The sequence below is a fragment of the Flavonifractor sp. An9 genome (assembly GCF_002161245.1).
In the GTDB taxonomy this organism is placed as follows: Bacteria; Bacillota; Clostridia; order Oscillospirales; family Oscillospiraceae; genus Flavonifractor; species Flavonifractor avicola.
This window is the reverse complement of the sequence record NZ_NFHC01000004.1, coordinates 66,714-87,664: the sequence shown is the minus strand read 5'-3', so window position 1 is coordinate 87,664 and position 20,951 is coordinate 66,714. Positions and strand designations below refer to the sequence as shown.

The following is a 20,951-nucleotide window of genomic DNA, read 5'->3' as shown; positions in this document are numbered from 1 at the left end:
GGGAAATATTTATGAAACTTCATGCGTCCGGGGAGGACTACCTGGAAACCATCCTTGTTCTCCAAAAGAAACTCGGTATGGTACGCTCCGTAGATGTGGCCCGGCACATGGAGGTGTCAAAGCCCAGCGTGTGCCATGCGGTGGCGACCCTGCGGGATGGTGGTTTTCTCACAATGGACGAGGATCACTTTCTCCATTTGACCGATGTGGGCCGCGAGGTTGCCGAAAAAATCTATGAGCGCCATTGTTTCTTTACCGAGCAGCTTATCGCCGCAGGCGTTGACCCCAAAACTGCGGAGGCCGATGCCTGCCGGATTGAACACATTATCAGCGATGAGAGCTTTTCACGGCTGAAAGAGGCAGCCACACAGGAGCAAGATTAAACTGAATATTTGAAACCATCCTGCCCCGCCTGACGGGGAAAGAAAAAAACCGTTGCTGGGGCAGGTAGTTTTGTGCGCTCATTTTGCATTTATACCCATCGGCGGTTTTGAGAGATCAAGGCCGCCGTTTTTTATGCCCTCATAGGAACGACGCCCTGACGCTGGCGAGAACGGCGGCTTACGGAGGGAGCCGCCATGAAGCAAAGAGCGTTTCGACAAAATAAGACTGGATTTGAGCCGTCAAAAAAAGCCCGGCCGCCGCCAGGAGCCACCATGTTCATAATGATGAACTGTACAATCATGTAAATACCAGGAATAATTCATCAGCGCCTTTCTGCGTTCTGCAGGAGGGCGCCTTTTTCTGTTTATGCGAGCCTCCGCCATACTGCGGAGCCTTTCATAAAAAATTTTTTCCTTTCGCGGTTGCCAAAATTGCCATCCCTGGATTACTGAGGCGAAAGGGAGAAGATCACCACCCCCGCACCTGCGGGCTGCGAAGGGAGGTGAGAAAATGAAAGACTCCTATGAGCAGCATATTCAGAATCAGTTTGGCGCTTTCTGTGTCAAGGTTTTGAAGAATGAGGCCCGGCATATCCAGCGTGAATATGCCCGCCTCCGGGACCAGGAAAAATCCCTGGGCGAGCTGACAGCTTCCGAGCTGGAGCAGACCGCCGTATGGGACAGGCACTTTATGGACGAACATGTCTTTGACGTGCAGGGACTCCCGGTTGTCGTGAACGGCAACATTCTGGCCGACGCCTTAGCGCAGCTGCCGAAAGGCAAGCGGGATGTGATCCTGCTGTCTTACTTCCTGGATATGACGGACCGTGAGATCAGCGAAAAGCTGAACATCGTCCATCAGACCGTATCGAAGCGGCGGCGCGCTACGCTGAAAGAATTGCGCAAATATCTGGTGAAGGAGGGATTTGAATGGCCGGACGAGTAAAGCCCATCCCGGTTCCTGTGATCCTGGCGGCTGTGAACGGCGACGAGGACGCCCTTGCCGCTGTAGTCGCCCACTATCAGAGTTACATCCGGGCGCTTGCAACTAGGCCGCTGAAAGACGATTACGGTAATACATATCTGTGCGTCGATGAAGATATGCGGCTCAGGCTTGAAGCAAAGCTGATCTACAGCATTGTAACAGGCTTCAAGGTACAGCCGGTCTAAAACCTTTGGGACAGGTTCTCCCTTTCCCTGTCCCGACGGTCCGGCATGAAGTCTGACGGACCTTGACAAAGAAAGCCCGACGGGAGGCCGCCGGCGCAGCATAAGGCAGACGGATACGTTCTGCCCTGTATCGAGCCATACGGCCGGTGCGCCATGACCTCCCCTGGGAGCGAGCGATCAACACTGACCGCAAAGCAGGCGTGGCGTCCTGCGGGCGATGACATACAGGGCAGGTTAAAGATACTCGCGCGTTGAACGCCCACAAAGCATTGCGCGCCGCACCCATCAGCATGGGCCGGGGTGAAATTCCCGTGGAGCTGTGCCAGCAGCCGTCCGTTTTCTGCCTCTTTCGTATTGATCTTTCTTGCGAAAGGGGGGGCATTCTATGCAAGAAAAAACTGCTGCCGGCAAGACCGGCACATCCAATAAATCATTAGATGAAAAGACGACCTATCGCTTCGGCAATAGGTCGTTTGTCGTTGAACCTGTTTTTCGGCAAGATGGCCCGGATACCCTGGGCAGCATCCTTCTGCGGCTGATGAAGTCCGAGAGCGAAGCAAAGTAAATCTCCCGGACCCGGCTGACAGGGACGGCGGACGGCGGTATAATGAACATAGACAAGTTATATTTGCTATTCGGCTGTCCCGGAGGAAGGAGGACTGAATGAGACAGTCGAACAACCGCAAATCCCGTGATGTGACCGCGTTCCTCTATGAGCGGCTTTCCCGCGATGACAACCTGGAGGGCGAGAGTTACAGCATCGGCAACCAAAAGAAACTGCTGACCAAGGTGGCGAAGGAAAAAGGATACACCAACCTGGTCCACTTCCTGGACGACGGCATCTCCGGCGTCACGATGGACCGCCCCGGTTTCAACGACATGATGGAGCAGCTTGCTGCCGGCAAGGCCGCCGCCGTGTTTGTGAAGGATCTGTCCCGGCTGGGCCGCAACTACATTGAGGTGGGGCGGCTGACCGAGGAGTTTTTCCCGGAGCACGACATCCGCCTGGTGGCGGTTTCGGACAACATCGACACCGCCGAGGGCGAGAACGAGCTGGCGCCTATCCGCAACCTGTTCAATGAGTGGTACGCCCGCGACATCAGCAAGAAGCGCCGGATCAGCAACAAGATCAAGGGCAATGCCGGTGAGCCGATGGGGCCGCCGCCTTATGGCTACAAGAAAGACCCCGACGATCCCAAACGGTGGATCGTGGATGAGGAGGCCGCCCAGGTAGTCCGCCGAGTATTCCGAATGACTTTGGATGGTTATGGAACGGAGCAGATCGCCACAATATTCTCCGAGGAGAAAATCCTTACCCCCATCGCCTATTGGCGTGAAAAGGGCGTCAATCGTCCTGGGAAAAGCAAACTCCGCGGACCGTATATGTGGAACAGCTCCACCATCACTCATATTCTTTCTTTACAGGAGTATTGCGGTGATATTCTTAACTTCAAGACCTACTCCAAGTCATACAAGAACAAAAAGCGGCTTGCCAACGACCGGGAAAACTGGGTCATCTTCCAGGATGTCCACGAACCCATCATTGAGCGGGCGGTCTTTGAACAGGTCCAGCAGAAGCGCGGCAAGATCCGCAAGCGCCGCACCCACGAAGGGGAGCGCAATATGTTCTCCGGCCTTCTGGTCTGCGCTGATTGCGGACACAACCTACACTTTCATTTCAATCAGGGCAACCCCGACATCAAGTATTTTAACTGCTCCAACTACAAGGGCAACCGTGGGACCTGTACTTCCACCCATTATGTCCGTGTGGACTTCTTGGAGCAGGTGGTGTTAGGCGAGATCCGGCGGCTGACTAAGTTTGCCAGCCAGTTTGAGGATGAGTTTGTGAAGGCTGTGATCGGCCATTCCCAGCAGGCGGAGGCCACCGACCGAAAACTGAAGGAGAAGGAGCTGAAAGCCCTGCAAGCCCGCGATGAGGAACTGGATGGCCTGTTCGAGAGGATCTATGAGGACAATGTTTCCGGCAAACTCTCCGATGACCGTTTCGCCAGAATGTCGAGGCGTTATGAGGAGGAGCAGAAGGAATTGGCAGAGAAAATCAAGGCGCTCCGCGCCGAGATTGACAAGCAGAACAGCCAGTCCATGACCACGGATATGTTCATCTCCCTGGTCCGCAAATACACCCGCGCCCGCAAGCTAACGCCCAGAATGCTCAACGAGCTCATCGAGAAAATCGAGGTATTCAACGCCGAGAAGGTAGATGGGGTGTGGGAGCAACGGCTCCGTATCCACTACAACTGCGTGGGCGCCATCGAGATCGCCGACCTCATCCCGCTGCCCGCCCCGGAGGTGTCCGTAAACACAAGAAAGGGCGTAGTCGTCAACTACGCCCCATCCACCATCGCCGGATGAAAACAACAAAAAAAGACGAGTGTTCTTACAGCGTTTCAAATGCTATAAGAACACTCGCCATGCTACAAACAGCGGGATTTTAACCTTACAAGTAATGTAAGTAGTAACGCTCACCTCGGTTATGTATAATAAATTTGTAACCAGTGACGGTGGCAAAAAAGATTTGAGGTGTCTTACTATGAATACAGGAAAATTATTAGAAGTACGCAATCTTCAAAAGTTTTATAACAAAGACGGCGTACCGACCAAGGCTTTGAATGGCATTACTTTTGACGTTTTCCCCGGTGAGTATTTGGGAATAATGGGGGCCAGCGGTTCGGGAAAAACAACGCTGCTAAATTGCATTGCAACGATCATAAAACCAACTTCCGGCCAAATCATGCTTTCTGGCGAAAATATTAGCGCATTTAGCGGAAGTGATTTGGCAGAATACCGTGGCACTAAAATAGGGTATCTTTTTCAGGACTTCGCCTTGCTGGATAATCTTACAGGAAAGGAAAATATTCTTCTGCCTTTATCCATTCATAACGTAGCTGCGTCTACTGCCGAAAAGAAATTGTTTGACCTTGCGGATTTTTTGGGAATTAGGGATGTACTTGAAAAGTTTCCGTCCCAGATGTCCGGCGGCCAGAAACAGCGTGTCGCTGCGGCCCGCTGCCTGATCTCCAACCCCTCAATTATTTTGGCTGACGAGCCTACGGGGGCTTTAGATACCAAATCGGCGCGTCAGCTCATGGAAAAATTGCAGGAAATCAATCAAAAACAACAGCGGACAATTTTAATGGTGACGCATGACCCCAATGCTGCCAGCTTTTGTACCAGAATTTTGTTTATACAAGATGGAGTGATATTTCACGAAATCAGGAAACAAATCCAAACGGAAACACAGGAAGCGTTCTATGAACGTATCCTGCAAGTAATGGCGCAAATGGGGGGAGGAAGTGCGAATGTTCTTTAATATTGCATGGAGAAATGCCAAGAGAAATCGCAGCGAAAATTTGATATATTTTCTAACAATGATAACTGCCGTTGCAGCTTTCTATATTATGCTCTCTTTGGAAAAACAAGATGTAATACGGTTTCTGGCAGAAATTGAGAGTGATGCTGTCAATCGTTTGCTTACGACAATGATGCCTGCAGTATATCTGTGCGCACTATTATTTGTGTTTTTTCTTGTGACTTTTGCAAACAAATATCAACTTGAGTGTCGCAGTAAAGAGCTGGGGCTTTATCTGCTCTTTGGCATGAAAAGAAGGCGGCTCTTTCTCCAACTCTTGATGGAAGGGCTTTTTACTTCTATCTTAGCTCTTTGTGGCGGGATTGTTGGCGGCGGATTTCTGTCAGAGATCATCAGCCTTGCGACATCCAGATTAGTAGGTCAGGATATTATTTCTCACCAGTCCAGCTTTTCCGTGAGCGCTGTTGTCTGGACAGTATTGGGATTTATGCTTGTTCAGGCAATCGCCCTGTTTATTTTGGGTGGCCGGTTATGCCGTCAAGAAATCCATCAGCTTCTTTATGGCGAAATAGCAAAAAAGCAGAAAGTAGGAAAAACCGGCGGCAGTATCGTCACTCTTATTCTCGGCACGGTACTTTTGCTTTTTGCCTATTGGCTCGTATTAAACCATTTTATGGCCGCAGGAGGGGCAATGCTGTTTTTGGCGGTTCTCTTAGGCATTATGGGGACAATACTCTTTATACGCGGACTGGCAAGATTATTGAGCTTGTTGGCAGGCTCTAATAAAAAGAAATCTACACAAGGGCTTTATACTTTCACTCTACGGCAGTTGCAGGAAAATATAGTAAATAAATTCGTATCCATTTCCGTTGCTTCTCTTTTGATGATGCTGACGATTATGTTGATCGCGGATGGCTCTGTCCGTATTATGTCATCCAGCGACCAACTGACACGGGGGGCCTCTGTTTATGACTTTACTATATCCGGTGAAGATCAGACAGTGGAGCAATATTTAACATCTGAAAAAATGGCCCCCTATGTTTCTCATGTAAACCGTATGGAAACGGGGGTTATGAAACGGCCAGACGGTGGACTAAGCTCTTATATGGATTGGTCACTGCTTCGCAAGGAGATTGTTCATGCTCTGCCAAGTAACGTGGAAGATCCGGCCACACAAGGCGCTGTCAGCTATGAGATTGACGCCGATAATCCGGCAGCCCTTAATCTATTAGCGTTGATTGATACGAGTGGATCAGCCCCTTACCTTCTGCGGGCTTCTTCTTATAATCAGCTTTTGGAGGCTTCGGGGGAAGATACTTTAACATTAAACGATAACGAGGCTATTTTGTATCTCAATCCAGATTTCTTTGGGAGTGCGCAAGCAGAGGCGGAAAAATTGTTGAACCAAATAATCGGTGCCTCACAAGAAAAGCCCCTCATCTATATTGATGGGCAGGAATTTACTCTGGTTCCCTCTGTGCCGATGAAAGGATTGACTGCGGATAGAAACATTCGTATTTTTACTGCGCTCATTGTATCTGATAATGTATTTGAAAGCTATATAAACCCAGATAGCATTACGGTATCATGGAATTTTTGTATTCCGAAAGATCGAGTTGAAGCAGATGGTTTAATGGCGTCGATTATGGAAGTAAACGATATTTTGCGGCCATCTGGTTTAGTCTTTGAAAGCTACCTAAATAATTTCGGGCGGCAGCTCTTTTATATCGTGTCCAGTAGTTATACTACCCTGTATATGGGCTTTATGCTTTTGATTATTGCTTGTGCATTACTCGCGTTACAATTTTTGACGCAAATGCAGGCAACAAAAGCAAGGTATCTCACGCTTTCACTTCTGGGGGCAAGGCGTGAACAAATGAAAAAGTCAATGCACAGGCAAGTGCTATACTATTTTCTTTTACCTCTGGGGCTGGCTTGTGTTAGCGGCACTGTTGGCCTTTACGTTATGCAGAAATACCTTTCCCCTTCGGTGGCGAGCGATGCTCCGTTTTATTTATTGGCAGGCATCATGGCTGGAATTGTCATTTTGATATTGGCAGTGTACGCTATTGCGGTTGCCAGAACCGCAGACCGGGAAATTGCAAAACTAAACTGGAAGCCCAACTCTTGATGGGAAATAAAATGAAAGAAAGGAGGCGGTCATATTGGCACAAATTGTTGTTGTAGAAGATGATTTATATATGCGAGAGGAACTAATTGACCTTTTGAGTAAATCCGGTTACGATACATTTCCTATATCGGAATTTGAGGACGTTGTTTCCCAAATTCAGGCTATTGCGCCGGATCTCATATTGCTGGACATCAATCTTCCTTACAAATCGGGTTTTGATATATGCAGGGAATTGAAAGCGAAAGGGATCGGGGGCGTGCTGGTATTGACCGCACGGGACAAATTACAGGATGAAATACACGCATTAGGTTTGGGAGCAGATGATTATTTAACTAAGCCTTGCAATATGGAACGTCTGCTGGCGCGCATAAAATCCTTGCTGCGGCGGACAGAACAGCAGCAGATACAACATGATTTGCTAAAGGGGAATGGATTTTTACTTGATCCTCATACATTCACTATTTATGTGGGAAAAACTTCGTATGTGCTGCCACCTAATGAGGGGAAAATTTTACTGACTCTTTTAATGAACTATCCCCGTACAGTTTCAAAAGAAGAACTTTTTCATGCGCTATGGGGAACTGATAAATTTATAGATGAAAACGCCCTGCAAGTTAATTTTACCCGTTTACGGAAAACAATGCGGAATTATGGACTTGATGATCGCATAGAAACAGTGCGCGGAGAGGGGTATCGTTTGAAAGAGCAGGTGGATATATGAAAACACTAAAAGTAGTATTAGCGTATATTTCATCCTGTAAAATATGGTTGATTGCCTTAGCTTGTGCCAATGTATTGTTTATCTTTTTTGCATGGTTTGCATATCCAGAAGAATTTTACAGCCTTATATGGTTGATGATTTCCGTTTCCGTTGGGACATCCTTTATCCCACTGTTTATTTTAGTGAAACGGCACCACAAGCTGCAAACCGTATTTCACCATTTTCTTACGGAGCCGGACGAAGCGAACGAATACGCTTTATGTGAAGCTGCCCCTATATCTATGCACCCTTTTATCCATGAATTGGGTGATAATTTAAGATCCCGACAAGCAGAGATTGATAATAGCGGTGTTCAACTTGTAGACTATGAAAGTTATATCGAAAACTGGGTACATGAGATCAAAAAGCCGCTTTCCTTGATGACGCTTGTTTTAGATAATCGAAAAGAAGAATTGTCGCCCCTTGTTTATTCTCGTATGCTCCATGTACGCGACCACATACGGCAAGATGTGGAACAAATTCTTTACTTTTCCCGATTGGGGGCAACTCACAAGGATTATTATTGGGAACCGCTTTCCGTTCTCACTGTCTGCAAAGAGGCCATTTCCGACAATCAGACTTTGTTGGAAGAAGCGGGATTTACGATTGATTTTGGGGGACATGACTGCAATGTTTTCTCTGACAAAAAAGGGCTGATGTTTATTTTGGGACAGCTTATCAATAACAGTGTTAAATATGCCGATAAAACATCGTCACCTACATTGTTGTTCCAACTTAGAGAAAATATTGGAGAGGAAACAATCGTTCTTTCAATTACCGACAATGGCCCCGGCATTCCAAACTCCGACCTGCTATTTGTGTTTGAAAAAGGTTTTACCGGCGACAGAGGCAGCTATATGAGCCGGTCAACAGGTATGGGATTGTATTTGGTAAAGAAAATGGCGACGGACTTAGCAATAGATTTACAAATCACATCAGAATTGAAGTGTGGAACAACAGTATCTTTGATATTCCCGAAAGTAAAATCATCTGTTAGGAGGTGTAGTGATGCAGCAAATAACTAATACACACGCAGCAAAGGTGAAAAGCCCCGTTCTTTCTTTAGCCATAAGCTGGTTGATTATTTTAGGCACCTATTTTTTGCTGCGGCTTATATTTATCATATTTGGTTTCCATTTATATGCCGGTCTTTTAGGCGGTTGTTTGGCCTTTGTCCCATACCTTATAAGCACGATTTATCTTTATAAGTCAACAAGGACAACAAATATCTGGATATATCTATTGGGAATTGCTTTGCCAAACATTATAGAGAAAATCGTCCTGTATCTTATGGGAGCATTTCTCTATGGCGTAGATCCTGCGAATGTTAGCAGTGCCTTGCAAAGAATTGCGTCAAACGAACCTTATACCAATTTCTTCACTCATCCGGCGGCACCCAATATATTCAGTTTATCATTCTTTGGTTGGACATATATTATAGGCAGTTTTGTAGTCTGTGCATTGTTGATTTTCATTGCAATTGCGTTAAGAAAAACCAAGAAATAAGGACTATTGATATTTTGGCTAAAAGTTTTTGAAACGGTTGATGAACGTAATTGAAGTATGAAGAAGGAAGGTTGTGGTACACATGGGAAGTTTATAATTTTATCTTTTAATAATGATGAGGAAGATGCCTTTGTTGATTCTATAGCAGCACTCTCTTCTATCAAATATTTCTCAACAATGAACGCCTCTGATGACACGCCACTCTTGCATGGAACTTTGCAAATTGTTCCACGGCAGCGTTTGGTGTATCAACAGGGCGTGAAGATTGAATTAACCCCGATGGAGTTTGATATACTGCTCTTACTGGCCCACCGACCTGGGCAGGTATTTTCCGCCCGGCAAATCTATGAGGCCGTCGCAACAGATTCTTTTGATGTCGGTTGGACAGGAATCTCTAGCATGATCTATAAACTCCGACGCAAGCTGGGACCAGACACTATTGAGACGGTACGAGGACATGGGTATCGACTGAGGATAAAATAGTAAATAAAGACTCAGACCAAGATGCCCCATAAGGGATTGAGGCGGCAATAGGCGGTACATTAAGTTTAAGAAACGAGGAGAAAGATTTATGTTAAAGAAAATGTTGATATTAAACATTTTCGCATTGATGGTATGTTTATCAGGGTGTGGGAAAACTGATCAGTTAAGCTCATATGAAACAGATGGTCTTGGATACATTGCATACACAGATATTGATACAATCTGTGAAGATCCAGTGCTGATTCAAGAGGGGGACAATTTTTTATCATCAGTAGATACTAACCTCTTGCTCTCTTATGTAGTTGACAGCAATATTGAAATCTCAGAAGAACTTGGCAGTTATGAACACTTAATTATGACAAATCCTCAATGGATTGAACGCTTTGGAAATATGGATAAACTAAAACCTGTTGAATATAAGAATTTATCTAGTGGAATGCAGGAATTTTTGGAAGCCCAAATGAGCGTATTAACCGTTACTGGAGAGGCATTACCCACTGGTATAGAGCTATATAAATATGATGGCGATGGGCTACTCGCTTTCCCTGTCAATGTAACATTGGGAGCGGCGGAGCCAATCGAAGCCCAAAATTCATTGGTAATTTTAGTGAATACGCCTTCAGAAACGCTAAAAATCGACACATGTTTGCTACCATTGATCTCAAGCGGCAATATATTGTTTGCAGATGTAAATGAAGTACAGGCAACATTTGAAGAAAGCAAATTAAAAGACTATGGTACAGTTCAGGAATTAAATTCAACTCATTGAACAGATGTAAAGTTAAATTATGTGTACGATCAATTTGTAGCTCCTATTGAGTTTCTGTAAACGATATGCGGCACCGAGTTAGTTACGGTGCCGCATATTTCTTACTCATGGGGTGTTTGCTCCTTGCTTTCCATCTCTTCATCACAGGAGGCTATGCCCTCCAATACCTCGTATCCAAGGAAACTGTTGGTGGAGAGAGCGGTGTCCAGATAGTCGTTTCCGACGGCAGGCCGGCTCCCTTTTTGAAAATAAAAGCGGTAGCGGGCGCCGATCTGGAACTTGGCAGTTTTGCTCAACAGCAAGGTGCGCTCCGCACCCTGTTCATCAATCAGCTGGATCTTGCGGTAACGACGCAGCATAGGGGTGCTGACGCCGGCGCAGATCCCTTCTACCACTTCGTACTGGCCCCGGGCGGCGGTGCGCCATAGGCTGCTGCCCAGCACCAGAGAAGCGGCAAAAATAAGTCCACCCAGCACCAGAAGGATGCGGTCTGCGGTGACAGTGAAGATCACAAGGCTGACTGCTATGCTGGCGATCCCGGCCAGGAATGTCAGCAGGATCTTGCGCCGCAGGACAAAGGGAAATTGGCTCCATTGGTATTTCATGTACTGATCCTTTCAAAAATGATTTGCTGGCGCAGATACAGGTTGGCAACGGCCAGCGTTACCGCCTGGCTGCTCCGGCTGTTCTTCATCAGGCTGGCGATATTCTGGCAGGTGGTTTCGCTGTCGCCGTACACCTTCTCCATCAGGACCCGCTCGCTGGGGAGGGAGAAGACATCCTGCTCCACACATTTGATGATCTCCGCAGTGGAAAGCAGGGCCTGCCGGGAAAGCCGCATGACGCGGGATTCATAGTCGGTTCGGCGGTCTTTGCGAAACAGCTTCAGCGCCTGCCCGACTGAAACGCGACGGCTGAATACCAGCTTCATAAACGATACGCCGCGCACCAGGGCAGAGCCGCTGGTGGGGATGATGCCCAGGGAACTCAACAGATCATACAGCGCATCATATTCGGTCTCCCCGCAGCCGGAAACCAGCAGGCCGCGGGTAAGCAGACGGTTCACGCAGTCATCCCAGGGCCGGCTGACAGCACCGCCCATAGATGAAGCTAGCTTATCGCACTGAAAAGAAATATCCTCCCACTTGGAGATCCGCCAATTCAGGGCAGTCCAAACGACCAGCTCCTGCATATCCACCATGTAGGGCTGACCGCCAAGGCGGATGACCGGGCAGGACCGGCCGCAGCCATTTGTTTCCCGCTCCAGACGGCCGATTGCAGTATATAAGTTTTTCTGTTCCATCGATCAATGCCTCCTTATATATATCCTTTACTGCGGGAAGGCCGTGGTTTTCAACAAAATCAAAGCAGGCTTGCCAGAAAGCGGGGGTCACTGCGCAACTTGGCGACCGAGCGCGAGATCCATGCACCCACATGGGAGGGCGGAACCTGGTAAAGTTCCGCAATATCCGTGACCCGCATCCCCTGGAGCTTGAGCGCCAGAGCCTCAATCCCAAGCCGGGCCACACCGTCATAGTCCTGCTTGCTGGTCTCCAGAAGCGACAGCGTTTCCATCAGGGACACTTGGGCGTCAAAAGCGTCGGACTGCGGCTCCAGGGCCTCACCGTCGGCGGCCAGTTCCCCATGCTCCCCAATAATGAGCCGGCTGAACATCTTGCCCCTGTTGCAGATCGTCCGGCAATAGGACAGAAGCCCGTTTTTTACGACCGTTTTGGCGTAGGTGGCAAACTGTGCCCGCCCATCGTCCTTATAGGTGGCCGCGGCTTTGCAGAGCCAGACGCACCCCTCCTGGAACAGATCGCTGTACTCCAGGCCGCAGATAGTCGGATTCACATGGATATAGTCGCAGATCACCCAATGCACCACTGGCAGGTTTTGAGCAACGAGTTCCTGCTGCTGTTTTGTCAGGCTGGTCATTTGCTCACCTCCCGTCAGGCTGCCGCCTGTCCGGCGGCGGGAGGAGCTGAGGCCTGCCTACAGAGGCGGACGACCTCATCGCACATCCATTCGGAAAACTGGCCGATATGGGCCTGCCGTTCATCCAGCCCCAGCTTTGCCTGGAGCCAGATGTAGACCTCCCATTTTTCCATGTGCCGGCTCTGCTGCAGCTGCTCCAATGCCCGGTGCGCCAAAATGCGCTTGTGTCGGAGATCTCCATTTGCCAAAGTTCCCATAGGCCGGTGCGTCCTGTCATGGGCGCTCACATAGGCATCGCAGGCGGGCCAGCGGTCGCAGAGATAGAGAAATTTCCCCTGGGACCGGCGGTTCAAGCCGTAAACCACGCTGGCAGGGCGGAGAGAGGCATTGGCATGGCAATAAGGACATTTGATCTGTTTTTGCTTCATCATAAAATCATCACCTCCAAAGACGCGCCAAAGGCGGCGCGATGGCGTCTTTCTGTGTAAAAATCAGCTGTTCTGGCTGCAGCTGGGGTCCAGACAAAGCTGCCTGAGCGTACATGCGGAAGAGTTCGGCGCATGCCATTCGATGTACTTGGAAAAAGCGGCGTCAAAAGAGCGGTGCGACAGGACATCGCTACACTCGGTGGGCTCTACTTCCTCACCGGTCAGCTCATGTACGGTTTCCGCAGGCAGAAGCATGACCTGCCCACACTCATCCACTGTCAGCAGGAATCCGGAACAGGGCTTCTCCCGGCCATACATACAGGCATCGCAGCCACAGCTGACAAAGATGGCATTGCGCCAGTTCCCACGGACGGCCCGCAGAAAGGAATAAAATTTGCAGGATGTTTTCATCCTCTACCTCCGTTATTCGTTTTTTGAGAAAATAAAAAAGCGGGGACCAGCTGTGGATGTCCACAAGCTGATCCCCGCTGACGGCATTTAAGCGAACAAGCCCTTAGTTGGCCGCGCCGAACAGGCCCTCGATCTCCTGCGTGATCCGGGGGATGACCGTATCGTTGAAGATGAGGGTCAGGGCCGCCAGCAGCAGGGCGCCCAGCACAACGGCGATGATGATTTTGACCGCATCAGAGATGTAGAAATCGCCGCGCTGGTTGGAGAGCGCCATACGGGCCCGAAGCGCGAGGCCGTTCGCTTTGCTGCAGATGCAGCTGGTAAACTTCTTCATGGAAATACCTCCTGTAAATGTGATATTGGATTTGGGTATGGTTATGGCCGGTCAGGACCGGCGGATAGGCTTGAGCAGGCTGTTTTTGTTGGAGCGGGGCCTGTCCGGATACGCTTTCGGCTTCTGGCGCAAAAGCCACCGGAACCGGCGCCGCCGCACATCTTCGCCGTCAGGCGGAATATATTTTTTCTTCGACATGGATTTCTCCTGTTCAGACGATAGGTTCAGGACCGGCCTGAGAGCAGGTCGGCCCTGGGGAAATGGATGGAAGGCAGCCGGCATAGCGGCTGCTATGGGAACCCACTGCGGTACAAAACATCACCTCCATCGTAGATTCGCCCCCGGATGGGAGCGGGTATATGGAAAGCCCACACCAGAGGCGTGGGCGGATACCTGTCAGCCGAAGAAAGCGCCCAGGGAACTCATGACCTCGGTGCAGAGGACCACCAGATAGATGATCATAATGCAAATGAGCATCATCATGGAGTAACGCTGGATCTTCTTGGGGCGCTTGGCCGCTTCCTTTTTCAGATTGTTCTGCTCGATCTGCCTCATGTCAAAGCAGATCATCTTGAAGTACATCCGCTGGTCGTCGCCGCGAAGCACGCCGATCAGGCCGCGGATTACATCGGACAGCATGGGGCTGCCAATGCGGGTTTCAAAACGGATCAGGGCATTCTCATAGTTGCCGGTTTTCATGTCGGCAATGGTCTGGTCCAGCTCCGCGCCGAAGTCCTTGCCCGCTACCCGGCGGTAAGAGGTAAGGATCTTCAGCACATCCCGGTCGTTCTCCAGGTTCTGCCCAATAGTCAGGGCGAACCGGGGGATCTCGCTTTCAATGAGCTTGCGGCGCTTCTTAACGAAATCGAAGACGCTGTAATAGGTCGAGAACCACAGCGCCACCGCAAGCCCGATCAGCACGGGAACCATCAGCGGCACCAGAAACACCATCAGGATAGAGCTGAGGCCGACGGCGCCTGCCGTGACCCAAGCCCGGGCTGTGTAGACCTCCGGCGTCAGTTCCAGACCGGCAATATCCAGCGCCCGCTGCAGCTTGTTCCGTTTGAGTTTATCCAGTTTCAGGTACGGGGCGATCAGTCCGGCGATTTTGGTGATGTAGACATCCAGCAGTTTCTCGGACTTTACGCCCTGCTGCTTGCGGGCCAGCATCATCATGCGGGAGGTCTTCTTTGTGGGAATATCCACAAAGGCGCAGGTCAGGTTGTAGGTGGCAAAACCAAAGAAGATGATCGCCACAAGTGCCAAAAGGGTCATGCGCCGTCACCTCCGTATTCAATGGGCTTGCTCAGCTTCATGATCTGCGTCAGGGCAAAGAGAATGATGGCTGCGCAGATCGCCAGGGCAATTTTGCCGGGTGTGGTGAAGATGAGCGTATGGAACCAGTCTTCATTGAGGAAGTAAAGCAGCGGCACATTGGCGACCACCAGGAACATCATCGTGATGGCCTCACGGCGCGGGCCCTGCATCATGGCCTCCAGTTCAGACTGCACCACTCGCACATCGCTGAACTTCTGGGCGATGGTGGGCAGTGTGTTTTTCATGGAGCGGTCAGACTGGCACTGAATGAGGATGTTGCACCACTCATGAAATACCCGGTTGGGGACCTTCATCTTCAGCGAGTTGATGGCGCTGGTCAGGTTGGCGTTGATCAGTTCCGCCTCGTACACAAATGCCTCGAAGTTGGCCTTCACCGGCTCATTGATGTAGGGCAGGTTTTCCTTGACCGCCCGTATCAGGTCCTCTGTTCGCAGGTAGGAGGTGGTGATGATGGAGATAGCGGTCTCCAGTTCCTCGTTCAGATGCTTCTTGTAGCTGGCGGCTGTGCTGCGCAGATACCAGATGGGGGCCAGCGAAAAGCCAATGCCCAGGATCGGCACCATATACACATTGTTGATGAGCAGCGCCAGCACAGCGCCCACCGCAAACAGGATCAGCGACAGCCGCTTGACCGCCTCATAGCGGTCGGAGCGGCCGGTGCCTTTCAAAATCTGTTTCAGCTCATAGTCCTGGTTGAAGAAGCCCTTGGCGGGCGTACCCATCAGGACATTGAGTTCGTCAGACAAGGTAGCTGCCTTGCGCTGGGAGCGGAACAGGGCGTCGATAAAATCCCCCGGCCGCACACCGAACAGGGCCAGGAGGCCCGCGCTGATCAGCGCAAAGCAAATGATGTAGATCCACTGCAACCTTTAATCCACCTCCTTCGGGGCGTCCATGAACTCCGCCAGCTCCTTATTGGAGATGCCGTTGTCAAGGAGCCGTTTTTTCAAAGTATCCGAGATCAGGCCCACCTTCCGGTGATGGCCCACCACATGGATCTCTCCTTTTTCATCGGTCACATTGTCCTCCACCTCAAATTTGTAGAGCGTGTGGGAAATGAGCTGTCCGTCCCGGTAGTCCTCGCCCTCCAGAATCTCCATGATCTTACGGGAACGGTCTTCCAGCTGCTTGGTAAATACCACGATGGGATAGGCCTCCACCATGATCTCCATGAGCACGGCGTCGTCCATGCTGTATTTGCGCTTGGCGAGGGTCATCATCCTGCGGTAAGTGCTGTTGCAGGAGTTGGAGTGGATGGTGGTGCAGACGGTATGGCCGGTGCGGGAGCTCTCGGCGGCCGACAGGCTCTCTGCGGCGGACCGCATCTCGCCGACGCCGATGACATTGGGGTGTTTGCGCAGCACCCGCTCCAAAAGGAAGTCCTGGTTGATGTTCAGCGCCGGATTTTCGCTGGGCCGGGTCAGAAGGTGGATGACGGAGTTCAAGATATTTCCGTTTTCATCCCGCTTGACCAGATCAAACTCGCGGCTACCTTCCTCAATGGTGATAAGGCGCTGGTTGTTGGGAACATTGGAGAGCAGCCATGCCATGATGGTGGTCTTGCCGGAGCCGGTGGAGCCCGCGATACACACGCTGACGCCATACCGGATGCAGGCCATCAGGAAGTGGAGCATCTCGGCGGTGGCGCTGCCGGAATCCAGCAGCTTCTGCTCGGAGACTGTCTGCTGGTTGACGATACGGATGGAGGCGTTGATCCCTACATCCGGGTCCACAATGGGCGTCTTGTCCACAGAGATACGGATATTTTTGTCCAGAAATCCCACCACACTGGGCATGGTGTCGTCAATGACCATGCCGCAGGCGTTGAGCATACGGCGCACCACATCAATGGCGTGCTGCGGGGAGGAAAACTTGTCCGGGATCTTGATGCTGCGCCCGCCGGCCTCGATCACCTCGATGTCGTTGTAGGCGTTGATGTTGACTTCCTCAATGCCGGGCTTGTAGATCCATTTCTTGAGGAAGGAGTAACCGGCCATATCCTCGTAGAGTTTTTCACACAGTTCCTCGGTGGTCAGCCCTTCAATGGCGTATTTCCGCTTGACGATGTACTGTACCATCAGCTCTTTGAGCAGTGTGGTGGCCCGCTCGGCGTTTCCCTCGCCGGCCTCGGCAATGGTGGAGGCGTGATTTTCAGCAAAATACCGCTGCACATCCTCCAGCACCTGGTCATAGGTCAGGTCCTGGTTGGCCGCCGGCGTGAAGAATATGTCGTTGAGATTATTCATCGGCGTCATCCTCCTCGAACTCGTCCTCGTCGTCCGCATCCTCTGCCGCCTGCTCGGCCAGCTCCATCTGCTCCAGGGCGTCCAGCACCTTGTTAAGTGAGGCGGTGTACTTGGGATTGCAGTATTTGATGGCCTGGAACATCCCGCCCTCGGTGGCGCAGCGGTCGATCTCCTTACCATAGGGCAGAAGGCCGTCAAAGCCGCCAATGATATAGCCCATTTCATCCAGAGCGTGGAAGGGGCGGGCCATGCCGGCAAAAGTTATGTGCCGGTCATAATGGAACCGGCCATCTACCAGCAGGGGCTGATGGGCTTTCAGATAGTTGACACCCTTTAAGTCGGGGGTAAGCAGGCGGATGACCAGATCACCGGACTCAATCGCCGCCGGGGTGAACACATTGGTCATGTTGGAACTGCAGTCCAGAATGACGAAATCCACCAGCTTTGCGGCAGCGTTGACCAGCTGGAGTACCATGGCGTATTTGATTTCCGGATAACTCAGCGGATTCTCACCGGCGGAATAACCCATCAGGCCGATGAAGGGATAGCTTTTGAGCACCGTGACATGGCTTGCCACCAGAGAGGTGTCGATCTCTACGCTGCTCAGGACCTGCCCCACCGAGGCATTGGTCTGAATGATCTGCTCCGGCAGCCAGACCGGGAGCATGGGGACGCTGATTTCCGCATTGATGATGATGGCTTTCCGCTTGTCGCGGGTCAGGGCTTTTGCCAGGATACAGGAAAACATGCTTTTCCCGCTCCCCGGACTGCCCCAGACGGTAATGACTTTTCCCATAGGAAGCTCCTTTCCCAAGGGCGGAATGCCCTTGACTTTTTGCAAAACAAATGTATAATATAAGGTAGATTATCATAAAATAGATTATGATAAAGGAGGCGTTAACATGAAGTTTATCGGCAGACAACGAGAACTGGAGTCTCTTGAAAGGGAATACCAAAAAGACAGCAGCTTTGTTGTGATTTACGGCAGGCGGCGTGTAGGAAAAACAACACTAATTAAAGAATTTATCAAGAGTAAGCTGGCATTCTACTTTCTCGCAACGGAGGAAGTGGAATCACAAAGCATAAAACGGCTGTCTGGTGTTGTGTCCCGGGTAACACGGAATCCGTTGCTGCAGCGTGCAGCCTTTTCCGACTGGCTGGATTTGTTCCATATCATTGCGGAATTCCGGCCGGAGGAAAAGAAAGTCCTGGTTATTGATGAATTTCCCTATCTGGTTAAGTCCAATCCGGCGTTCCCGTCTATTCTGCAAAACGCATGGGACGAAGTTCTCAAGGACAGCAATGTGATGCTGATTCTTTGCGGCTCCTTGATTGGAATGATGCAAAAACACGCGCTGTCTTATGACAGCCCCCTGTATGGCCGCCGGACTGCACAGATCCGGTTGGCGCCTTTGTCGTTCCCGGATGTGTATGCCGCTCAGCATCTTTCTTTTGAGCGTGCGGTGGAGCAATATGCGATTACCGGCGGCGTACCCAAATATCTGGAGTTTTTCAACGATCAGGAAGGACTGCTGGAACAGGTGGAGTCTGCGGTTCTCTCGAAGAACGGTTTTCTGTATGAAGAACCAAACTTTCTGCTGAAAGATGAAGTGGTATCCGCTGTCAACTATTTTTCCATTATCCGCGTGATGGCGGATGGAAACCACAAGCTGGGGAAAATTGCGGGAGCTCTGGGGACAGAAACTTCCGCGCTGACGCCATATCTTTCCACGCTCAGCGACCTTGGCTTTGTCGTGAAGGAAACGCCGGTTACGGAGAAAAATCCGGAGAAGTCCCGTAAAGGCCTTTATTTCATCTCTGATAACTTTGTGCGTTTCTGGTTCCGGTATGTCTATCCATATAAAGGGGAACTGGAACTGGACAATACGCAGATTGTTCTGGATGAAATCCGAAAAGACTTCGTACAGAAGTTTGTGGCCTTCGCCTATGAAGATGTCTGCAGATCCATTTTTGCAGACCTTTGCAGGGAAGGTGCCATTGACTTTGTTCCCTCGCGGATCGGAGCTTACTGGCTGAATGATTTGGACAGCGATACGGAAATTGATGTGATGGCGGTGGACCATCAAAACAAGCGATTCTTTGCCGGCGAGTGCAAATACCACAATAAGCCGGTGGATGCGCCTGTCTTTTTTGCTCTCCGCGATAAGGTGCAGGCTTCTGGCGAAATCCAAAAGGTATGGAAAGGCTATCAGCCTATTTTTGGGATATTTTCTAAAAGCGGTTTTACCCAGCGTCTTGTTGACTTGGGCAAAGAAAATCCACAGCTTTTCCTGATTAACGAGGATCATCTTTCTACCCAGCAGTGAGGAATCGGGCGGTGAATCTGTTCACCGCCCATTTTTATTCGCCGTCTTCCGGGATGCTGTCCGCAGGAGTTGTTTCCACACCGCCTTCCGTATTTTCGGTGCCCGCTTCGCCTGTGGACTCGCTATCTGCGGCGCCTTCAGCAGTTTCTCCGCCATCCTGGCTTTCAGCATTTTCTTCAACCAGTGTTTCGGGGAAGTAGATCTCCTGAAGCGTCTTGTCCTGCTCAGCCAGCAGTTCCTCGGCCAGCTGGTCGTTGTTGCGGGAGATCAGCGCCACATGGGCCACGCCGTCATTTTCCATCTCGGTAATGATACGGGCCTGCTCCGGGCTTGCCAGCACAGTGATGGTGGCAGACTGCTGCGGCTCTTCGTCCTCGGTAGGCTCCTTGGTGTTGTCCACATTGATACCGTCAGAGTCGGTGACCGACAGCACCTTGACAAAGCGCAGTTCCGGCACCTCTTCCGCCGTCTCCAGGAAGTGATAAATGCGGATGATGTCGCCCGGCTGCAGCTTATCCGACAGGCCGGAGGCCAGCGTTTTTACAGTCAGCGAGATGGCGACCTTGCCGGAGGGAATATCGTTGAGCGCCACATCCGAGGAAACAGGTACGGTGCTGACCTTGCTGGTGAGGATATAGTCGCCTGCGGCCAGGTCGGCTGTTACATACAGGCCCTCCACATCCTCCATGCTGTGGGCCACATTGGACGGGAGATTGTACCCGCCCACTTCTACGACTTCGGCATTGTCGCTGGTGATCTTTTCGCCCTTCAGCACCGGCTGGGTGATGCGGACGATCTCCGTCTTGCCGTTGGTCTGCCGGGCAATGGTGGGCAGTGCCACAAATGCGATGACCGCCGCCAGAACCAGGGACAGAATGCCGAAGATAAATCGGTTGTTGAGTTTCATAAGCATCTCTCCTGTCATAAAAATAGTTCAGCCAGCGTCGCCACAGAGCAGCCGCAGGCCAGAAAAGGTAAAAACGGGATCGCGGTGGGCTGTTTGTCCCGCAAGAGCCGCCGATACAGCAGCACCACCGGCATGGCGAAGCCGGCGGCTACCAAAAATACCAGGGCCATGCCGGAGGGGCCATAGACCAGACCCAGTACCCCGCAGAATTTGATATCCCCGCCTCCCATACCGCTGCCGCCGGTCGCCATAGCAGCGGCCAGCGGAATGCAGAAGCCCAGCAGCGCACCCACCAGAGCCTCGGCCACAACGGGCCAGATGAAAATGGGCGTCCGGTCATACTCCAGAATGAAGCAGACCTGGATCAGCGGGGCCAGCGCGGCCAGGGGGATAAAAAAGACGAGCGCCCGGTCGGGCACCCGCCTGTATAGGATGTCGTAGACGGCAAAACCCGTCACCACCAGAAAAACAGTGAGCAGGTATGCCATC

26 protein-coding genes are annotated in these 20,951 nt (G+C 50.9%); 13 read left to right on the top strand and 13 right to left on the bottom strand.

Features of this window, described 5'->3' with window-relative positions; all coding sequences use genetic code 11:
* Positions 1-11: 11 nt before the first annotated feature.
* From B5G40_RS04420 to B5G40_RS04365, 12 genes are all read left to right on the top strand, one after another.
* Positions 12-383, top strand: coding sequence for a metal-dependent transcriptional regulator (locus B5G40_RS04420; RefSeq protein ID WP_087398897.1), 372 nt, complete (start codon positions 12-14; stop codon positions 381-383).
* Between the two features lie 511 nt (positions 384-894).
* On the top strand, positions 895-1,329 hold the full coding sequence (locus B5G40_RS04415) for a sigma-70 family RNA polymerase sigma factor (RefSeq protein WP_087398896.1): 435 nt from the start codon (positions 895-897) through the stop codon (positions 1,327-1,329).
* Positions 1,314-1,553 carry a helix-turn-helix domain-containing protein gene (locus B5G40_RS04410; RefSeq protein ID WP_087398895.1) on the top strand — a complete coding sequence of 80 codons (240 nt, stop codon included), beginning with the start codon at positions 1,314-1,316 and terminating at the stop codon, positions 1,551-1,553. Before B5G40_RS04415 ends, B5G40_RS04410 begins: the two co-directional genes overlap by 16 nt.
* Positions 1,554-1,938: 385 nt before the next feature.
* Positions 1,939-2,118, top strand: coding sequence for a hypothetical protein (locus B5G40_RS04405; protein ID WP_087348854.1), 180 nt, complete (start codon positions 1,939-1,941; stop codon positions 2,116-2,118).
* A gap of 98 nt (positions 2,119-2,216) precedes the next feature.
* Positions 2,217-3,926, top strand: a complete 1,710-nt coding sequence (locus tag B5G40_RS04400) for a recombinase family protein (protein ID WP_087398894.1) — start codon at positions 2,217-2,219, stop codon at positions 3,924-3,926.
* Between the two features lie 178 nt (positions 3,927-4,104).
* Positions 4,105-4,884: an ABC transporter ATP-binding protein gene (locus B5G40_RS04395; RefSeq protein ID WP_015573176.1), complete on the top strand. Its 780-nt coding sequence runs from the start codon at positions 4,105-4,107 to the stop codon at positions 4,882-4,884.
* Positions 4,874-7,015 (top strand): ABC transporter permease, encoded by a 2,142-nt coding sequence (locus B5G40_RS04390; RefSeq protein WP_087398893.1) that lies wholly within the window; start codon positions 4,874-4,876, stop codon positions 7,013-7,015. Before B5G40_RS04395 ends, B5G40_RS04390 begins: the two co-directional genes overlap by 11 nt.
* Positions 7,016-7,049: 34 nt before the next feature.
* A complete protein-coding gene (locus tag B5G40_RS04385; protein WP_087398892.1) occupies positions 7,050-7,736 on the top strand; it encodes a response regulator transcription factor in 687 nt (228 codons plus the stop codon).
* On the top strand, positions 7,733-8,800 hold the full coding sequence (locus tag B5G40_RS04380; protein WP_087398891.1) for a sensor histidine kinase: 1,068 nt from the start codon (positions 7,733-7,735) through the stop codon (positions 8,798-8,800). Before B5G40_RS04385 ends, B5G40_RS04380 begins: the two co-directional genes overlap by 4 nt.
* Positions 8,784-9,281, top strand: coding sequence for a hypothetical protein (locus tag B5G40_RS04375; RefSeq protein ID WP_087398890.1), 498 nt, complete (start codon positions 8,784-8,786; stop codon positions 9,279-9,281). The genes B5G40_RS04380 and B5G40_RS04375 overlap by 17 nt, the downstream gene beginning before the upstream one ends.
* Before the next feature lie 57 nt (positions 9,282-9,338).
* Positions 9,339-9,764, top strand: a complete 426-nt coding sequence (locus B5G40_RS04370) for a winged helix-turn-helix domain-containing protein (protein ID WP_087398889.1) — start codon at positions 9,339-9,341, stop codon at positions 9,762-9,764.
* Between the two features lie 88 nt (positions 9,765-9,852).
* Entirely contained in the window at positions 9,853-10,533 is a 681-nt protein-coding gene (locus B5G40_RS04365) for a DUF6619 domain-containing protein (RefSeq protein WP_087398888.1), read from the top strand.
* Between the two features lie 101 nt (positions 10,534-10,634).
* Here B5G40_RS04365 and B5G40_RS04360 read toward each other — a convergent pair whose 3' ends face one another.
* The 11 genes from B5G40_RS04360 to B5G40_RS04315 form a co-directional block, all read right to left on the bottom strand.
* Entirely contained in the window at positions 10,635-11,138 is a 504-nt protein-coding gene (locus B5G40_RS04360; RefSeq protein WP_087398887.1) for a hypothetical protein, read from the bottom strand.
* Complete coding sequence (locus B5G40_RS04355) at positions 11,135-11,836, bottom strand: hypothetical protein (protein WP_087398886.1); 702 nt, start codon at positions 11,834-11,836, stop codon at positions 11,135-11,137. Before B5G40_RS04355 ends, B5G40_RS04360 begins: the two co-directional genes overlap by 4 nt.
* 59 nt (positions 11,837-11,895) lie before the next feature.
* Complete coding sequence (locus B5G40_RS04350; protein ID WP_087235922.1) at positions 11,896-12,471, bottom strand: sigma-70 family RNA polymerase sigma factor; 576 nt, start codon at positions 12,469-12,471, stop codon at positions 11,896-11,898.
* A gap of 14 nt (positions 12,472-12,485) precedes the next feature.
* Positions 12,486-12,902 (bottom strand): zinc-finger-containing protein, encoded by a 417-nt coding sequence (locus B5G40_RS04345; RefSeq protein ID WP_087235924.1) that lies wholly within the window; start codon positions 12,900-12,902, stop codon positions 12,486-12,488.
* Positions 12,903-12,962: 60 nt separating this feature from the next.
* Complete coding sequence (locus B5G40_RS04340; RefSeq protein WP_242959225.1) at positions 12,963-13,310, bottom strand: hypothetical protein; 348 nt, start codon at positions 13,308-13,310, stop codon at positions 12,963-12,965.
* Between the two features lie 103 nt (positions 13,311-13,413).
* On the bottom strand, positions 13,414-13,644 hold the full coding sequence (locus tag B5G40_RS04335; RefSeq protein ID WP_087235926.1) for a DUF6133 family protein: 231 nt from the start codon (positions 13,642-13,644) through the stop codon (positions 13,414-13,416).
* 51 nt (positions 13,645-13,695) lie between these two features.
* Positions 13,696-13,842 (bottom strand): hypothetical protein, encoded by a 147-nt coding sequence (locus B5G40_RS17085; protein ID WP_164496941.1) that lies wholly within the window; start codon positions 13,840-13,842, stop codon positions 13,696-13,698.
* 198 nt (positions 13,843-14,040) lie between these two features.
* Positions 14,041-14,919: a hypothetical protein gene (locus tag B5G40_RS04330; protein ID WP_087235928.1), complete on the bottom strand. Its 879-nt coding sequence runs from the start codon at positions 14,917-14,919 to the stop codon at positions 14,041-14,043.
* Positions 14,916-15,848 carry a type II secretion system F family protein gene (locus B5G40_RS04325; RefSeq protein WP_058963712.1) on the bottom strand — a complete coding sequence of 311 codons (933 nt, stop codon included), beginning with the start codon at positions 15,846-15,848 and terminating at the stop codon, positions 14,916-14,918. The genes B5G40_RS04330 and B5G40_RS04325 overlap by 4 nt, the downstream gene beginning before the upstream one ends.
* 3 nt (positions 15,849-15,851) lie before the next feature.
* Entirely contained in the window at positions 15,852-17,228 is a 1,377-nt protein-coding gene (locus tag B5G40_RS04320) for a CpaF/VirB11 family protein (RefSeq protein WP_087235930.1), read from the bottom strand.
* Positions 17,221-18,024 carry a hypothetical protein gene (locus B5G40_RS04315; protein ID WP_087398885.1) on the bottom strand — a complete coding sequence of 268 codons (804 nt, stop codon included), beginning with the start codon at positions 18,022-18,024 and terminating at the stop codon, positions 17,221-17,223. Before B5G40_RS04315 ends, B5G40_RS04320 begins: the two co-directional genes overlap by 8 nt.
* Positions 18,025-18,130: 106 nt before the next feature.
* Here B5G40_RS04315 and B5G40_RS04310 point away from each other — a divergent pair, with 106 nt between their 5' ends.
* On the top strand, positions 18,131-19,555 hold the full coding sequence (locus B5G40_RS04310) for an ATP-binding protein (protein ID WP_087398884.1): 1,425 nt from the start codon (positions 18,131-18,133) through the stop codon (positions 19,553-19,555).
* 34 nt (positions 19,556-19,589) lie between these two features.
* Here the strand turns inward: B5G40_RS04310 and B5G40_RS04305 are convergent, their stop codons facing one another.
* A complete protein-coding gene (locus tag B5G40_RS04305; protein WP_242959222.1) occupies positions 19,590-20,462 on the bottom strand; it encodes a Flp pilus assembly protein CpaB in 873 nt (290 codons plus the stop codon).
* 14 nt (positions 20,463-20,476) lie between these two features.
* On the bottom strand, positions 20,477-20,950 hold the full coding sequence (locus B5G40_RS04300) for a prepilin peptidase (protein ID WP_242959219.1): 474 nt from the start codon (positions 20,948-20,950) through the stop codon (positions 20,477-20,479).
* Between the last annotated feature and the right edge of the window lies 1 nt (position 20,951).

Excerpts from the sequence above, each read along its gene's own strand:
- B5G40_RS04335 (WP_087235926.1), bottom strand. The coding sequence starts at position 13,644 with ATGAAGAAGTTTACCAGCTGCATCTGCAGCAAAGCGAACGGCCTCGCG.
- B5G40_RS04345 (WP_087235924.1), bottom strand. The coding sequence starts at position 12,902 with ATGATGAAGCAAAAACAGATCAAATGTCCTTATTGCCATGCCAATGCC.
- B5G40_RS04410 (WP_087398895.1), top strand. The coding sequence starts at position 1,314 with ATGGCCGGACGAGTAAAGCCCATCCCGGTTCCTGTGATCCTGGCGGCT.
- B5G40_RS04405 (WP_087348854.1), top strand. The coding sequence starts at position 1,939 with ATGCAAGAAAAAACTGCTGCCGGCAAGACCGGCACATCCAATAAATCA.
- B5G40_RS04395 (WP_015573176.1), top strand. The coding sequence starts at position 4,105 with ATGAATACAGGAAAATTATTAGAAGTACGCAATCTTCAAAAGTTTTAT.
- B5G40_RS04315 (WP_087398885.1), bottom strand. The coding sequence starts at position 18,024 with ATGGGAAAAGTCATTACCGTCTGGGGCAGTCCGGGGAGCGGGAAAAGC.
- B5G40_RS04400 (WP_087398894.1), top strand. The coding sequence starts at position 2,217 with ATGAGACAGTCGAACAACCGCAAATCCCGTGATGTGACCGCGTTCCTC.
- B5G40_RS04390 (WP_087398893.1), top strand. The coding sequence starts at position 4,874 with ATGTTCTTTAATATTGCATGGAGAAATGCCAAGAGAAATCGCAGCGAA.
- B5G40_RS04360 (WP_087398887.1), bottom strand. The coding sequence starts at position 11,138 with ATGAAATACCAATGGAGCCAATTTCCCTTTGTCCTGCGGCGCAAGATC.
- B5G40_RS04300 (WP_242959219.1), bottom strand. The coding sequence starts at position 20,950 with ATGGCATACCTGCTCACTGTTTTTCTGGTGGTGACGGGTTTTGCCGTC.
- B5G40_RS04340 (WP_242959225.1), bottom strand. The coding sequence starts at position 13,310 with ATGAAAACATCCTGCAAATTTTATTCCTTTCTGCGGGCCGTCCGTGGG.
- B5G40_RS04310 (WP_087398884.1), top strand. The coding sequence starts at position 18,131 with ATGAAGTTTATCGGCAGACAACGAGAACTGGAGTCTCTTGAAAGGGAA.
- B5G40_RS04365 (WP_087398888.1), top strand. The coding sequence starts at position 9,853 with ATGTTAAAGAAAATGTTGATATTAAACATTTTCGCATTGATGGTATGT.
- B5G40_RS04380 (WP_087398891.1), top strand. The coding sequence starts at position 7,733 with ATGAAAACACTAAAAGTAGTATTAGCGTATATTTCATCCTGTAAAATA.
- B5G40_RS17085 (WP_164496941.1), bottom strand. The coding sequence starts at position 13,842 with ATGTCGAAGAAAAAATATATTCCGCCTGACGGCGAAGATGTGCGGCGG.
- B5G40_RS04370 (WP_087398889.1), top strand. The coding sequence starts at position 9,339 with ATGAAGAAGGAAGGTTGTGGTACACATGGGAAGTTTATAATTTTATCT.
- B5G40_RS04320 (WP_087235930.1), bottom strand. The coding sequence starts at position 17,228 with ATGAATAATCTCAACGACATATTCTTCACGCCGGCGGCCAACCAGGAC.
- B5G40_RS04415 (WP_087398896.1), top strand. The coding sequence starts at position 895 with ATGAAAGACTCCTATGAGCAGCATATTCAGAATCAGTTTGGCGCTTTC.
- B5G40_RS04375 (WP_087398890.1), top strand. The coding sequence starts at position 8,784 with ATGCAGCAAATAACTAATACACACGCAGCAAAGGTGAAAAGCCCCGTT.
- B5G40_RS04350 (WP_087235922.1), bottom strand. The coding sequence starts at position 12,471 with ATGACCAGCCTGACAAAACAGCAGCAGGAACTCGTTGCTCAAAACCTG.
- B5G40_RS04420 (WP_087398897.1), top strand. The coding sequence starts at position 12 with ATGAAACTTCATGCGTCCGGGGAGGACTACCTGGAAACCATCCTTGTT.
- B5G40_RS04305 (WP_242959222.1), bottom strand. The coding sequence starts at position 20,462 with ATGAAACTCAACAACCGATTTATCTTCGGCATTCTGTCCCTGGTTCTG.
- B5G40_RS04355 (WP_087398886.1), bottom strand. The coding sequence starts at position 11,836 with ATGGAACAGAAAAACTTATATACTGCAATCGGCCGTCTGGAGCGGGAA.
- B5G40_RS04330 (WP_087235928.1), bottom strand. The coding sequence starts at position 14,919 with ATGACCCTTTTGGCACTTGTGGCGATCATCTTCTTTGGTTTTGCCACC.